Genomic DNA, 14,785 nt, shown 5'->3' with positions numbered 1-14,785 from the left:
ATGGAATATCGTCAGCTTGGCCGGTCAGGTCTCAAAATTTCGCAACTGGTTCTTGGTTGCATGAGTTTCGGCGTCGCCGATCGCGGCAACCATGCTTGGACCTTGTCCGAAGACGACAGTAGGCCATTTATCAAAGAGGCACTCGAACAGGGCATAAACTGCTTCGACACGGCCAATGCCTACTCGGACGGCACCAGCGAGGAGATCATCGGCAAGCTGCTCAGGGAGATGGTGCAGCGTGATGAGGTTGTCATTGCCACCAAGGTCTACGGCAAGATGCGCAACGGAGCGAATGCGGTCGGACTTTCCCGCAAAGCAATCATCGCGGAGGCTGAGGCCAGCCTCAAGCGGCTGGCGACCGACTACATCGACCTCTACCAAATTCATTTCTGGGACAATTCGACCCCGATCGAAGAGACGCTGGAAGCGCTGACCGATCTCGTTCGAAGCGGCAAGGTTCGCTACATCGGAGCCAGCAATTGTTACGCATGGCAATTTGCGCGCGCGCTCTACAAGTCGGACGCTGCCGGATGGTCGCGTTTCGTTTCGATGCAAGCTCAGATGAACCTCCTTTATCGCGAGGAAGAGCGGGAGATGTTGCCGCTCTGTAAAGCTGAAGGGGTGGGGATCATCGCGTTCAGTCCGCTGGCTCGCGGGCGCCTCAGCCGGCCTTGGGAGGAAAGCAGTTTGAGGTCCGAGACCGACAATGTCACCGCTCGGTTCTACGGTCACGCGGACGAGGCGGATCGCCGCGTCGTAGACGTCGTCGCAAAGATTGCAGAGGACAAGAACGTCCCGCGATCCCTCGTTGCGATGGCGTGGCTTAACACAAAGGCGGGCGTGACGGCTCCTATAATCGGCGCAACGAAGCTACAGCATCTGAAGGATGCCGTCGCTTCCTTGGCCGTCAAGCTAAGCGACGACGAGGTCCGCGAACTCGAGGAGCCATACGTGCCGCATAGCGTAGTCGGCTTGAACTGAGTTTGGCTCAGCGGGGACGACGTTGAGGCTGTCAGGAGGCACGCCGAACCGGGCCTCCTGAGCCAATGGCTTTGGTCGTATCGATCTCTGCTCCCTTCCAGAACCAGCGCGAGGAAAAAAGATGGCCACCACCCGTCATTTTGACGTCAGCGACAGCGCGATTGAAGCTGCCGCCCGGCTCATGCGAAATGGCGAAGTTGTCGCGTTTCCGACGGAGACGGTTTACGGGCTCGGCGCGGACGCCAGCAGCCCCGCCGGGATCGAGCGCATCTATGAAGCCAAAGGACGCCCGCGGCATAATCCCCTGATTATCCACGTTTCGGACGTGGAAATGGCGCGCAGGATGGCACATTTCAATCCGGAGGCAGAGTTGGCTGCTGCCAGCTTTTGGCCGGGACCTCTGACATTGCTCCTGCCAAAGCGGGAAGACGCGGGGCTCGCAACCGCAGTTACCGCGGGCATGAAAAATGTCGCAATCCGATTTCCCTCGTCGAGTGTCGCCCAACGGCTGATCCGGGCCGTCGGATTTCCGGTGGCAGCGCCTTCAGCCAATCGTTCCGGGAAGGTCACCTCGACCCGCTTCGTGGAAGTTGTCCGCCAGTTGGACGGACGGATTTCGGGAATCGTGGAAGAAGACATATGCGATCACGGCCTGGAATCGACTATTCTGTCTTTGGTCGGATCTCCGATCATTCTACGCCACGGGTCAGTTCCGCGGGAGGCACTGGAAGCTTTACTCGGCCCGATTGACGAGGACACTGGGCCCCAAAAAGTCTCGGCACCAGGCCAGCTAAAGAGCCATTATGCTCCGGAAGCCGCCGTTCAGATGAATGTCGACCGTCCTGCCGCCAATATGGTCTGGGTCGGTTTCGGACCGGAGTGCGAGGGCTGTCAATTGACGCTGTCTTCTTCCGGTGACCTTCAGGAAGCTGCCCGCAACCTCTACACCGCCATGAGTGAAGCCGACGCCTTGGCCGGCGCGAGTGACGTTATTGCATTCGCCCCTGTGCCTCTGATTGGCCTTGGCAGGGCAATCAACGATCGGCTGAGACGAGCTGCCGCGCCCCGTTGCGCGTAGGCGGCATTTTTAAGCAATTCGCAAAATGCGGATGGCGGCATGCAAAAAACGCTTGCCTCTATAGGTATGACCTTATACCTTACACCTTGCCGATTGAGGAGTCAGGCCACGGAGGTCCATCAAGCATTTCTGGTGTGGTTGGCGGCAGACGCCGGCGACATGACACGCATTTGGGACACGGGCTTTACCCGAACAATGACGGCATGGCGGAAGCTACATCGCTTCGACGCCTCCTATCGACATCTAGGGATGATCACATGACCGAACTTGAAACTAGGCCGCTCGGAAAAAGCAAAGTGCAGGTAACTTCGCTTGGGCTAGGCACAGTGCCGCTCTCTGGCTTCAACGCCGATGTCTCCTACGACGAATTCGAAGCGACGATCCTCGCCGGGTATGCGGCCGGCATCCGCTATTTCGATTGCGCGCCGATGTATGGATTCGGCAAGTCGGAGCATTATCTTGGCCATGCCCTCAGGGCGAACAAGCTGCGCGAAAACGTGGTGGTAAGCACCAAAGTCGGACGCGTATTGAAGCCCGCAAGCAGGACGAAGAAGTTAGAGACCGTCTACGGCATCGAGTGGATCGACCCGCTTCCGTTTCTCGATACCTACGATTACACCTATGACGGCGTGATGCGTGCATTCGAAGACAGCCAACAGCGCCTCGGCCTAGACTATATTGACGTTCTTCTCGTGCATGACGTTGGTCGGGCATGGCACGGCGACCAGAGCGAATTCTATTGGAACCAGTTGCGGGCCTCCGGTTACAAGGCACTGGACGAACTTCGCTCCAGCGGAGCCGTATCGGCCATTGGTCTGGGTGTCAACGAGACCGAGTCTGTCGTGGGTGTCGCCCGTGAATTTCCGATCGACTGCTCGTTGATCGCCGGCCGCTACACCCTTTTGAATCATGCCCCGCTTGAGGCCGCGTTCGACGAGTTGCTCCAGCGGAACGTCTCCGTGATCGCCGGCGGGATCTTCAATTCCGGGATCCTCGCGACCGGCGTAAGCGGTCCCGCGGCCACTTACGATTACGGCAAGGTTCCGGCGGCCGTCGTCGAAAAGGTCAAGGCCATCGAGAGCATTTGCTTAAGATATGCGGTGAGCTTGCCTGCAGCGGCGATGCAATTCGTCTATGCGCATCCGGCAGTGGCCACGCTGGTCATGGGTGCAAAGAGCGCATTGGAAGTCGAGCAGAACGTCAAGGCGATCAACGAGACAATACCCGCTGCATTTTGGGACGCTTTGACTGAGGCGAGCCTTCTTCCGTCAAACGCTCCGCTGCCGACGGCTGTACGATGATGGCCAGCGGAGGCACCGTTTTCGGCGGCTTCCGCTGTGAAGCGCTCGTGGGTTCGGTTCCATCGCCGGAGGCGCGCGCATGCCTCGAGGCGCTCGTCAGGACATATGGCGAGCTCCTCGCGATCTACTCCTTCATGCATATGGCATTGAGGGAGAAGAGCATGCGCCTCTTGATTGGAGAACTCGCCAATCGCGCCACAGAGATAAAGCGATCCGTCCGTTCCTCGCTTGCGGGCTTGCGCGGTCTCGCGGGGCAGGGCCACGCACTCTCCCATCTTGGACGGGCAGATGGCCTGCTTGTCGAGGCGGAGGAGCACCTGCAGCGCGGTGTCCTGGTTTCAGATGCACCCCTGCTGGGGCTGCTTTCAAATGCGGCGATCGAGCTGAAACGATCGGCCGCCATCTTAGGCACGTCGACCTTCGACACGACAGCATGCTGTGGAGGGTCCCTACTTGGACATGGGGAGGAAGACCATGGGAACGCATTCGATCTGGGTGCTTGAATACTCTCGAAGCCCGGTGCACCCGGTCAGCGGGGTTTTTTACGGCGCCCATAATCAGGGCACGATGAACCTGCCGTTCGCATACATACTCATCAAGTCAGGAGATGCAGTCGTTCTGGTCGATGCCGGTCACGACGCCGCCGATTTCGGAGGCCAGATCGCCAACTCAATCGGCGTTACCGGTTGGACGCCTCCGGAAATCGTTCTCGGGGAATGCGGGATCAGGCCCCAAGACGTCACGCATGTCATCCTCACGCACGCGCACTTCGATCACATTGGCGGCCTAAAGTTCTTCCCAAATGCTAAGATTTTCATTCAGAAGAAAGAATTGGAATCCTGGATGTGGATTCTGGCAAAGGGTCGGCGCTTCCGTTCATTGCAGGCCGGACTGAATCCGGCGGATATCCTCTATCTGACCCAGGCAAATATCGAAGGCCGCCTGGAACTGGTGGAGGGAGAGCGGGAAAACCTAGTGCCAGGCGTTCATGTCTATCCGGCATTCGACACCCATACCGCAGGATCGCAATATGTGGTGGTGGAGACGGGCGGTGGAGACGGCAAGTTTGTCCTGTCCGGCGACGTCATCTACACCTACAGCAACCTCACGGGTGAGGACGCCACCGATCCCTGCTTTGTGCCGCCGGGCCTTGCCAATGGCAGCCAGACACGTCTGATCGAGTCCGCCGAGGAGATGCTCAAAATCGTTGGTATGGACGAACGACGAATCGTTCCCATGCACGAGGAGCAGCTGTCAAAAATCTATCCGTCGCGCCTGACGGATCGCCAGCTCATGCTCGTCGAGATTTGTGTGGCCGACGGAGACGTATCAAGAGTTTGATCGATTTGAAGCAGCGCGAACACCAAGCCGCATCGTTCACAATCGTCCTCCCAAGGCGATAAGCAGAGAAAAGGCCGGGTGTCAGTGACACAGGCCTTTACCAAACACCTTGCCCGCTGCGGTGATCTGCCGGTGAAGAAGCCCTATATTCGCGCCCGCTTTGATGACGGCCCGGTAGCCCGCGATGTTGACCATGGAGGACAAGGCCTCCATCTTCCGTGCGCGGCTGACGCGCGGGACCATCTCCATGGCGATGACATTTGCGCTTGAACCCCCAAACCATCCTGTTTCGTTACAAAATGAGCGCCTTCGGCCATGCATGGAGCGGTGCAATCGCGCCATCATGCGTCTTCACGTGTCCCAGTATGCCAGCAGCGTCAGTGGCGTTGTCGAATAGAGCAAGACAAACTAACGAAAAATGATGTTTGCATGTGATTTGTAGCGGCGGATCTTGATGTTAAAGGATCGGATTAGTGCGCCGGAGGACTAAAATATGAAGAGAGATGATCGGAGGCAGGCCATTATGGACCTGTTGGTCGCGCAGAGGGTGGTGGATCTCGACGACCTATCCGATCGGTTCGCTGTATCCAAGATGACCATCCACCGGGATCTAGATGATCTTGAGCGGGCAGGGATGCTTCGCAAGGTCCGTGGCGGGGCAACGATCGAGGCAGGAGGCCATTTCGAAAGCGATTTCCGGTTTCGCCAGCAGCAGGAGGGCGAGGCCAAGCGCCGGATGGCCGAGGCCGCCCTTGAACTCGTCGAGCCCGGCATGACGGTGATGGTCAACGACGGATCTATGGCGTCGGTGCTCGGGGAATTGCTGCCACAGAGGAGGCCGCTGACGGTGATCACCAACAATGCGGCGGTCATCGATCGGCTCAAGACGGAATCAGGGATCAACCTGATTGCGGTCGGTGGACGCTATTCGATGAAGTTCAATGGTTTTTTCGGCGTCGTCGCCGAACAGGCACTGTCGCGTCTCAGCGCCGACATCGCCTTTATCTCAACGCCGGCAGTTTCTGGATTGCGCGTCTACCATATGGATGATGACGTTGTCCGCTCGAAGCGAGCGATGATTGCAAGCGCCGCGCGTCGCTGCCTGCTCTTAAACCATAAGCGCTTCAATCATACCGCTCTTCATGTCCTGGCCACCATTGACGAGTTCGAAGTTATCATCACCGACCAGGAACCGTCAGTCGACGTCCGCGCGGCTTTGGAAGGAGCCAATGTGCCACTTCGAGTGGCATCGCAGGAGAGCAAGTGAATATCGCCAACAATCCTTCGGATAGATGCCGCGCAAGGCGGCACCTGTCCATCTCAAGCTGGGCCCTCCGATTGGGGGGATCCCTTCTACAGTCTTCTCCTATGGACGTCTCCTACGGACGTCCCACGCGATATCTCAGATGGACGGAGCCGAGGCCAGCGGCTTCGGCGCTGATAAACGTGAGCCTCGCCCCGCCGGCAAGCCCATCCTCACCGCCCTCGAATATGGCCGGTGTATTCGACTTGCCTCCGATCGCAGGGAAGATGACTAGGCTGACCTCGTCAACAAGACCCGCATCCAAGAAATTGCCATTAGTTTGCGCCCCGCCTTCCAGCATCAAGCGCTTCACACCGAACTCGGTTCCGAGAACGTCGAGCGCGTTTTTCAGATCGACGCCATCTTTCTCCGATACGATATAGGAAACGCCAGCCTGGGTGAGGCCCGCCAGGTAAGCATCATCCACGTCAGATCCTGTCAGGACGACAAGGTGAGCCCCCTCAATGTCGTTCTTGTCCCAGCGTAGCCGACCGTCCTTATCAACGATAACAGCGAACTCGTCGGCATCCGGGTTGGCGATATGGATCGGTCGCGCGGCCGTGCCGGTTGTTTGATAGGGATGGTCGACGGCGTCCGCGAACTCTTCTCCCGTCGCTCTTCCCGAAAGCCAGGCGTCGGCGCCGATCTTCTCATGCAGGTCGTCATAGATCTTCACGAGCTCATCGACCGAATGGCCGGTTGCCTCGGCCCAATCATTGACGATCAATCGGCCATCCAGCGGCGACATCATGTGACAGATTACATAGGGTCTAGGCATTGGACTACGCTCCTCTACAAACATTCCACCGTCAGTGGCCTACCTTCAACCAGGCTGCAAATTTATCCATCCAGTCGGGGTGCCAGCGTGAAAGGGCCGGCCGGTTCAGGATCATGTCGTCGGCCGCCCAGCGGATCCGTCTGGCATCGATCGCAGACGTGACCGCGTTATCAGGACAAATGATGTAAAAGTCCTCGTCGAGCAGACGGGCCAGGAAGTATTCCACCAGCTGCTCTGCGGTCCATGCCTCATCGGGCCTGGCAGCGCCCTTCGGCTTGAGTGCGATGTTCATGGGTGTCCACGTGTAGCCAGGGACGAGGAGATGAGCCGATACACGACCTCCCGTCTCCTTCAAAAGCTCGTGCGACAGCTGTTCGGTCAGCACCTTGACAGCTGCCTTTGCCACCGAATAGGCGGCATTGCCTGGAGGAGTTGTAATTCCTTCCTTGGAGCCGAGGTTGACGACCGCCGATGGTCGGGCTGCCTTGATCAGGTAGGGCACGAAGACGTGTTGTGCGGCTAAAACACCTCCGAAGTTTACATCGATCTGGCGTCGCCACTTTACAGGATCATCCCAGGGGCCGGCTCCTTGCGTAATGCCCGCGTTGTTTACAAGGATGGCCACGTCGCCAAACCGAGAGAGCGTTTCGTCCTGCAACCTCGTCAGTGTCGATAGATCCGAGACGTCGCCGCTCACAACCAGAGTGTCCGTATCGAGTGTCGAGGTAACATCATCAAGTGCGTGGGTGTCGAGATCCAACAATGCGAGCTTCATGCCGCGGGCCGCGAGAGCCCTCGCGATTGCCAAGCCGATGCCCTTCGCAGCTCCCGTGATGACCGCAACGCGGCCAGGAGCAACGATACTGTTCATTCTCTCGCTCATCTTTGTCTTTCCCGTCATTGGACGTCACCGCTGGAAGGTGTGCCGGACACGCCGTCGCGGTGGATTTTCTCGGCCGAAGGCACCAGCGCAAGAAGCGCACCAGCGCTACGCGGGCGCTTGTGTGGTCGGACCATATCTGCTGGCTGCGAACGACAGCTCATCCTCCTAACAACATAGGCCACTCCGCCGACCACTTGAAGTGAGCTGGATCGCACGCACCGATGAGGGGTGTTCACTCTTGGGTGCCTTCGTGACGTCGGGAATGCCTCGTCAATTTGGCTGCGGACGCGACCAAAAGGTTCCTCACTCCTGGTATCTGCCAGATCGGTGGTTGATTTTTGCTCACCGCCCCGATCGATTTTGCTCATGTAACCAACCGGCTCCACGGGCATTAGGTCACCAGCGCCTCGAGGCGATCGTGGTGCTGATAAAACCAAAGGAGTGAAATCATGACTGGTAATAAACCACTCGCAATGGTCACGGGCGGCTCATCTGGAATAGGCTTCGAGCTTGCCAAACAATTCGCCAAGAATGGATTTGACGTTGCTATTTCAGGCTCAAGCGACAAAGTAAACGAGGCCGCCGATGCACTACGAAGCCTTGACGCCGAAGCGTATCCGTTCAAAGCGGATGCCTCGACATACGATGGCGTTGAGGGGTTCTGGACTTTCACGCAGGGGCTGGGGCGCCCACTGGAAGCCGCGGCTCTGAACGTTGGTATCGGTATCGGCGGCGCCTTCGTCGATAACGATCTCGAGGATGAGTTTCGCCTGCTTGCAATCAATGTCACTGGGACCGTCCATATGGCCAAACGCGTCGTCCAACATATGGTCAAGAACGGCCGCGGCAGGATCCTCATCACATCCTCGGTTTCGGCGACCCTGCCCACGCCGTACGAAACCGTCTACGGCCCGTCGAAGGCATTCGGTTACATGTTCGCGGAATCTCTGCGCGAGGAGTTGCGCTCGACCGGGGTCACGGTGACGGCACTCCTTCCGGGCGCCACCAACAGCGACTTCCACGCGAACGCTGGGATGGGCGATACGAAGCTCGGTGGCCAGCAGAAAAACGACAAGACGCTCGTCGCCAAGCAGGGCTTCGAGGCCCTCATGAACGACATCGACCATGTCGTCGGCGGAGACCAGAAAACCAAGCGGCAGGTGTTGGAAAACCGGACAACCCCAGAGCCTGTTAAAGCCGCCCGGCAAGCCGAACTGACCCAACCGCAGTGAAGGAGCACATCATGGCACATCTGAAAGACAAGGTCGCAATCGTCACGGGAGCTTCCTCGGGCATTGGAGCAGCGACCGCCAGAGGATTGGCGGAAAAAGGTGCGCGCGTTGTCCTTGCCGGCCGCAATGAGGAACGCCTCAGTCAGATTGTCGAAGACATCGCCGGTTCGGGAGGTATTGCCAGCTACAAGGTTGCCGATGTCACGGATTTTGAGAGTACCAAGGCCCTCGTCGCATTCGCCACGACGACGTACGGCCCGGTCGATATATTAGTCAACAATGCGGGCCTCATGCTCTTTTCCTATTGGAAGGATGCCGCGGTCGGCGATTGGAACAAGATGATCGATACCAACCTACGTGGCTATCTGCATGCGATTGCCGCCGTTCTGCCGTCGATGTTGGAGCGCCGGTCCGGCCGCATCCTGAATATGAGCTCTATCGCCGGCGTTCATGTCGGCGAGGCGGCAGGCGTTTACGGAGCCACGAAGTTCTTCATACGCGGTATCACCGAAAGCCTCAGAAAGGAGGTGGGCGTGGGAAGTGGGATCCAGGTGTCGATGATCAGCCCTGGCGTGATCGATACCGGCTGGGCCGATAAGGTTCATGACGAGACGGGCAGAAAGATCGCCGGAGAGCTCAACAAGCAGGGTATTCCGCCGTCGTCGGTGGGTGAAGCCGTGGTCTATGCCCTAGATCAGCCCCCGGAGATCACGATCAACGACATTGTCGTCCATCCAACCCGGCAGGACTGGTAGCCGGCGTTTTCGAAAGCTCAGAACTTGAACCTCCGGGACTGCCAGGCCGCCCGCGCGGAGGTGGTATTCGTTCCGACCGGTGCCGTTTCTCGTGGCTGTGGACAAGAGGATCATTGCATGACCATCTAATCCCGGGGGTTCGCATTATTCAGCGACCCGGCCCATCTCCCGTCGTCGCTCCCAGGATCCAACATGAATCAACTAAGATCAAATTTTTGACTGCTTCCGTGCTCATCACATACCAAAGACAGGGTTAGTTGAATTAAGATTGAAGACGCCAGCCGCCTGAAGCAAGGTCGGCGTCGGCAAGGACGATCTTATTCAGTACAAGTGCGAGTATCCATCACTCATGGTATCGACGCGGGCCGATCTGGCCGACCTTGAAACTTTCGTCGCGATCGCGCGGGCGGGGGGGTTCCGAAAGGCCGCCGCGCTTCGCGGCGTTTCCGGCTCCGCTCTCAGCCACTCGATTAGGGGTTTGGAGGCCCGTCTCGGCGTCCGTCTGTTTCATCGGACAAGCAGGAGCATCAGTCTCACCGCCGCCGGCGAAGTACTGCTTGCCGAACTGGAGCCGCATTTCCTCGGCATCCAAGCTGCGATGGATCTCCTGGATAGTTTCAGGAGCGGGCCTACGGGCAGGGTGAGAGTGACCACGCTGCGTGACGCCGCCGAGCTGTTGATCGCACCTCGACTGCACAGTTTTCGCCGCAACTACCCCGATGTCGAGATCGAAGTCAGCGTCGAGGATCGCTTTATCGATATGGTCGCCGAAGGTTTTGACGCGGGCATCCGTTATGGGGGAACAGTTCCCGAGGGGATGATCGCGTCGCGTCTGACGTCCGAACTTGAATGGGTCGTGGTCGGTTCTCCAACCTATCTCAACGAACGAGGGCGGCCCGAGCGGCCGGAAGATCTCTTGACGCACGAGTGCATCCGGATCCGAACCGGTACGGACCACGTCTGCAAATGGGAACTTGGCGACGGCGATCGCATGGTTGCGCTTGACGTTCCCGGACTGCTCACGCTCGGGGATTCAGAACTATCCATCCGCATGGCGCAGGAGGGGGGCGGTCTCTTTTACTGCCTGCGCGCACGCGTCGAGGACAAACTCGCGGCTGGTCTGCTCGAAGTGGTGCTGCCGGACTGGTCGTCTACTGGGCCGGGTTTTCATGCATACTATGTTTCGCACCGACAGGTGCCGTCAGCGCTCCGGACGTTTCTCGACCACCTTAAGGCGCCGCTTTCGGACGATTGAAGTGACGGCTCAAAGCCAGCCCCAAATCGCTGCAGGTGAGAGTCCATTCTTGCCGGGCCCGCGTCAATGGATACGTTAGCTTATACCATAACAGATTCAGATGAAAAAAGCTCATCTATTTTATGAAATATTGCGTTTGAATTAGGAGCTGAAAGCGGAGATGGTTCGATGCGTGGAGGGCATCTGAACCTGGATCGCCTTAGCGCGTAAGATGATCGCGATACGGTTTACGAGGTCGCCGGACTATGTTCGGCGAGCAAAGAAGTATTGCTCAGATGCTGTATTGGGAGGAGGGCCGAATGAGTTTCCCCGCTGGAAAAACTGTAGATAAACGCGATAATTCTATTCTTGCTGGTCTCGAGCCGGCGACCTTCTTTGGTTTTTTCGAAGAGCTAAGTGCGATCCCGCGCGGTTCTTACAACGAGAAGCAGGTTAGCGATCACATCGCCGATTTTGCCCGGGCGCGCGGCTTCGAGGTTTACCAGGACGAGATTTACAATCTCCTCATTAAGAAGCCGGGAACGCCCGGCTACGAAAACTCTCCGACGGTCATTCTTCACGGGCATACCGACATCGTCTGCGAGAGCGATGAGGGTGTTGACCACGACTTTAAAAACGAAGGCATCAAACTTCAGGTTATCGGCGATTTCATCCATGGTACGGGGACAACCCTTGGGGCGGACAACACCGTTGGTGTGGCCTTCGCAATGTCGTTGCTGGCATCCGACGATATCCCGCATCCGCCGCTCGAAGTCGTCCTGACGGTTCAAGAAGAAGTCGGCAAGGGCGGGGCGCAACACTTCGACGGCACAAAGCTTAGCGGTAAGCGCCTTCTCGACATGAACTGGCACGATCCCAAGTCGCTTTTCGCAGGCTGCGCCGGCGATATTTCAGTGCGCTTCAAGATTCCGGTTCAGTGGGAGCCACGCGTTTCGGGGCAGACCGCCCTTTCGTTGCGGATCTCCGGCCTGAGCAGCGGTCATTCCGAATTCGACATCCATCTTGAACGCGCTAACGCGATCGTCCAGCTCGGACGGCTGCTCCGGATTGCCATCCGGGATGCTGGGGCCAACGTAGCCGAAGTCAAGGGTGGCGTGAACCGTTACGTTATCCCGGGTGAGGCGGAGGCGATCATTTCGATCGATGCCTCGCGGATCGCCGATCTCAGACAGAGAATTGAAGCGGAAGCGGCTTCGATTGCGCTTGAGTACAAAGCAAGCGATCCTAACCTCAAGGTCACAGTCAGCGAGTCCAGGAGACAAATTACAGACGTCTTCTCGGCTCAGTCCGCCCGGGCGCTGGTCGATGCCCTGAACCTGCTTCCCAACGGCGTCCAGAGCAAGAGCCTTCAGGTCGAGGGCCTCGTCGAGAGCTCCAACACCGTGGCGTTGCTTTCAAGCGATGAAGAGGCCATCGAAATCGTCAATACGGTCCCAAGCGCCGTCAGCTCCCGTCGCTACAACATCGTCGACAAAATCCGGCAGCTATCAGAACTCATCGGCAACGGCGCGGGCGTGGAGACATTCGCGGATTGCCCGGAATGGCCATACAATCCTCATTCGCGAATGCTCAACGCCGCCAAAGCCGCTTACGAGCGCGAGTTCGGTGAGCAGCCACATGTGGAAGTCTCTCACTCCAGTCTCGAGCTCGGCCTTTTCCGAAAGAAGGTTCCTGACATTGACATGCTGTCGATCGGGCCGGAAGCGTTCGACGTCCACACCACGCGCGAGCGCCTCAACCACACGACAGTCAATTCGACCTGGCGGCTTCTCAAGTCGCTGCTCCGCGAACTCCGGACCTAAGGTACTAAAATGCCAAAACTGCCAAGCTACTTCGGCAATTTCCCACATCCGCCTAGCGAAAAGAAGCCGGTCCATCTGACGCGCGATAGCTACAAGATGTTCATCTATACGGGGACGAAGCCGTATTCGAGCGACCTCAACTACCTGCTCGCCAGCACGGACCAGCAGACCACTGGCATCTATCAGCTCGCGCCGGGAAGCAACTTCGACCCGGCCGACATTCACGCGGGTGACGAGGTGTACTATGTCCTCGAAGGTGTTGTACATCTCCTAAACCCCGGAACCGGGCAGACCGAAGAGCTCGGACCCGGTGACGCGGTGCTTATCCCCAAGGGCGCTCCGCATCGCGGCTATAACTTTAGCGACAAGGCTGCAGTTATCCTGTTTTGCATCGCACCGCGTATCTGGGACGAGAATGGCCCTCCGACCGGTTATGACGGGCCGACGCGCCTCTATAAGCACGAAGGGAGAGCGTGATGAGCCTTGAGAAACTCGGAACCTATCCGGTAGACGGCGCACAGGCGCGCAAGAGGGGCGACCTGGTGAAGGTCGCTAAAAGCGATCGTCTGAACATGGTCTCCGGCCGCGATCATCCCGTTCTTATCCAGTTCTGCGTCAGCAACGATTACATGCACGTCGGAGAACTGACTATCCCTGTGGGTGGCGTTGGACCGCGCGCGAGCGAGCCCGACAGCCATGAAGGGGACGCAGTCTTCTACGTCCTGCAAGGCCCCGCGACCTTCTATTTGGCGGATACCGACGAAACCTTTCACATCCGTGACGGCGAGTCTTTCTTCCTGCCCGGCGGCATCAGCTACCAGTGCCTAAACTACGGCTCCAACCCAATCCGGATGGTCTTCACGATCGCACCGGGACTGTAAGCCGAAGATTTGAATCTCAGATTGCCAAGCTTCGCCGCGGACCCGTTCCGCGGTTGGGAAAACTTTGTCTTGTCACCACCAGGGAGGATCATGTGACAATTTTCAGACGGACGTTAATCTTCGGCGCTGCTCTCGGGCTCACCGCTTCGCTTTCCTTCAGCCCAGCGCTTGCACAGCAGTTGGATTATTCGAAGGTGTTTCCTGGCATCTTGATGGACAAGGACATCAAGCCCACAGGCCAGGAAGTCAAACCCGCTAAGAAGGATAACCGCCCGCTCAAGGTCGGCTTCCTGCCGACGGCGATGGACACCTACTATCAGCGTGTTCTGGCTGGCGTGAAAGAAGAAATCGACAAGCGCGGTGGCGACGGCACTATCCAGCTTTTCGTGCAAGCTCCGAGCAGCCAGTCTGCCACGGACGACCAGATCAGGACCATGGAAGCCTGGATTAACGACGGTGTGGATGCGATCGCCGTTGCCTTATACAACGAAGGCGCGTTGCTGCCCTCCATCCGGCGCGCCACCGAGGCGGGCATTCCGATCTTCCTCTTCAATTCACCCGTCGCGGATAACCCATATTATGTCAGCGATATCGGCTACGACCAGAGTGACGGTGGTCGTGCGCAGGCGCAATGGCTGGTTGACACCTATGGCGACAAGGAAGTCAAGCTCGGGATCCTGGAGGGCCTGCCCGGTCCGCATACGAGCCAGCGCATGAAGGGTTTCAACGAGGTCATCTCGAAGCACCCCAACTTCAAAATCGTCGCTCAGCAGCCGGCTGGCTGGGTGCGTGCCCAAGGCCTGTCGGTGACTGAAAACATGTTCACCGCCAACCCCGATATCGAAGTCCTCGTCGCGCTCTACGACGAGATGGCCCTTGGCGGTCTGCAGGCTCTCAAGGCTAAGGGGCTGAACGGCAAGGTGGCAATCGTCGGCTACGAAAATATGAAGGAAGCCAACGACGCGATCCTCACCGGCGACTTTGCAGCAACGGTCGACACCGGGGCCAAGGAAGAAGGTCGCAACATCATTCGAGCGGTGGATGAGTTCGTGATGAAGGGCACCGCCCTGCCGAAGAAGATCTTCGTGGCGCCCAAAACCTACGATGCGAAGAACATCAAGACCTTCGATCAGAACGACTACGTCTACGTCCAGCAGAAGTAGATGTGACAGTACGCGGCCCCGCCTCGCGCGGG

At 58.1% G+C, this 14,785-nt stretch carries 15 protein-coding genes and 1 pseudogene; 13 read left to right on the top strand and 3 right to left on the bottom strand.

What is annotated here, in order from left to right; genetic code table 11:
• From GA0061101_RS21560 to GA0061101_RS21540, 5 genes are all read left to right on the top strand, one after another.
• Window positions 1-981 carry an aldo/keto reductase gene (locus GA0061101_RS21560; RefSeq protein ID WP_013984676.1) on the top strand — a complete coding sequence of 327 codons (981 nt, stop codon included), beginning with the start codon at window positions 1-3 and terminating at the stop codon, window positions 979-981.
• Between the two features lie 121 nt (window positions 982-1,102).
• Window positions 1,103-2,059, top strand: a complete 957-nt coding sequence (locus GA0061101_RS21555; protein WP_013984677.1) for an L-threonylcarbamoyladenylate synthase — start codon at window positions 1,103-1,105, stop codon at window positions 2,057-2,059.
• A 257-nt stretch (window positions 2,060-2,316) separates the two neighbouring features.
• The gene (locus GA0061101_RS21550) at window positions 2,317-3,360 is read left to right on the top strand and encodes an aldo/keto reductase (protein WP_013984678.1); all 1,044 of its coding nucleotides are present in this window, start codon (window positions 2,317-2,319) and stop codon (window positions 3,358-3,360) included.
• Entirely contained in the window at window positions 3,357-3,863 is a 507-nt protein-coding gene (locus GA0061101_RS21545) for a hypothetical protein (protein WP_234705240.1), read from the top strand. Before GA0061101_RS21550 ends, GA0061101_RS21545 begins: the two co-directional genes overlap by 4 nt.
• Complete coding sequence (locus tag GA0061101_RS21540) at window positions 3,835-4,701, top strand: N-acyl homoserine lactonase family protein (protein WP_028003125.1); 867 nt, start codon at window positions 3,835-3,837, stop codon at window positions 4,699-4,701. Before GA0061101_RS21545 ends, GA0061101_RS21540 begins: the two co-directional genes overlap by 29 nt.
• Window positions 4,702-4,806: 105 nt before the next feature.
• On the opposite strand, the pseudogene GA0061101_RS38790 reads toward GA0061101_RS21540, so the two are convergent.
• Window positions 4,807-4,971: pseudogene (locus GA0061101_RS38790) on the bottom strand (Re/Si-specific NAD(P)(+) transhydrogenase subunit alpha); the annotation flags it as partial.
• Between the two features lie 223 nt (window positions 4,972-5,194).
• Between GA0061101_RS38790 and GA0061101_RS21530 the strand changes: the two are divergent.
• On the top strand, window positions 5,195-5,968 hold the full coding sequence (locus GA0061101_RS21530) for a DeoR/GlpR family DNA-binding transcription regulator (protein ID WP_013984680.1): 774 nt from the start codon (window positions 5,195-5,197) through the stop codon (window positions 5,966-5,968).
• 112 nt (window positions 5,969-6,080) lie between these two features.
• On the opposite strand, the gene GA0061101_RS21525 is transcribed toward GA0061101_RS21530, so the two are convergent.
• Complete coding sequence (locus tag GA0061101_RS21525; RefSeq protein ID WP_028003124.1) at window positions 6,081-6,782, bottom strand: RibD family protein; 702 nt, start codon at window positions 6,780-6,782, stop codon at window positions 6,081-6,083.
• Between the two features lie 31 nt (window positions 6,783-6,813).
• The gene (locus GA0061101_RS21520; RefSeq protein WP_028003123.1) at window positions 6,814-7,665 is read right to left on the bottom strand and encodes an SDR family NAD(P)-dependent oxidoreductase; all 852 of its coding nucleotides are present in this window, start codon (window positions 7,663-7,665) and stop codon (window positions 6,814-6,816) included.
• 449 nt (window positions 7,666-8,114) lie between these two features.
• Here GA0061101_RS21520 and GA0061101_RS21515 point away from each other — a divergent pair, with 449 nt between their 5' ends.
• From GA0061101_RS21515 to GA0061101_RS21485, 7 genes are all read left to right on the top strand, one after another.
• Window positions 8,115-8,897 (top strand): SDR family NAD(P)-dependent oxidoreductase, encoded by a 783-nt coding sequence (locus GA0061101_RS21515; RefSeq protein ID WP_028753504.1) that lies wholly within the window; start codon window positions 8,115-8,117, stop codon window positions 8,895-8,897.
• 11 nt (window positions 8,898-8,908) lie between these two features.
• Window positions 8,909-9,652, top strand: a complete 744-nt coding sequence (locus GA0061101_RS21510; RefSeq protein WP_028753503.1) for an SDR family oxidoreductase — start codon at window positions 8,909-8,911, stop codon at window positions 9,650-9,652.
• 349 nt (window positions 9,653-10,001) lie between these two features.
• Window positions 10,002-10,907 (top strand): LysR family transcriptional regulator, encoded by a 906-nt coding sequence (locus GA0061101_RS21505; RefSeq protein ID WP_028753502.1) that lies wholly within the window; start codon window positions 10,002-10,004, stop codon window positions 10,905-10,907.
• A gap of 245 nt (window positions 10,908-11,152) precedes the next feature.
• Window positions 11,153-12,709, top strand: coding sequence for an aminoacyl-histidine dipeptidase (locus tag GA0061101_RS21500; RefSeq protein WP_245276591.1), 1,557 nt, complete (start codon window positions 11,153-11,155; stop codon window positions 12,707-12,709).
• A gap of 9 nt (window positions 12,710-12,718) precedes the next feature.
• Window positions 12,719-13,186, top strand: a complete 468-nt coding sequence (locus GA0061101_RS21495) for a cupin domain-containing protein (RefSeq protein ID WP_028753500.1) — start codon at window positions 12,719-12,721, stop codon at window positions 13,184-13,186.
• Complete coding sequence (locus GA0061101_RS21490; protein WP_028753499.1) at window positions 13,186-13,590, top strand: cupin domain-containing protein; 405 nt, start codon at window positions 13,186-13,188, stop codon at window positions 13,588-13,590. The genes GA0061101_RS21495 and GA0061101_RS21490 overlap by 1 nt, the downstream gene beginning before the upstream one ends.
• Before the next feature lie 92 nt (window positions 13,591-13,682).
• On the top strand, window positions 13,683-14,753 hold the full coding sequence (locus GA0061101_RS21485) for a sugar ABC transporter substrate-binding protein (protein WP_028753498.1): 1,071 nt from the start codon (window positions 13,683-13,685) through the stop codon (window positions 14,751-14,753).
• Window positions 14,754-14,785 lie beyond the last annotated feature (32 nt).

It is taken from the genome of Martinezella lusitana (assembly GCF_900094565.1).
GTDB classification, from domain to species: Bacteria; Pseudomonadota; Alphaproteobacteria; order Rhizobiales; family Rhizobiaceae; genus Rhizobium; species Rhizobium lusitanum.
This window is presented reverse-complemented; position numbering and strand designations above follow the sequence as displayed.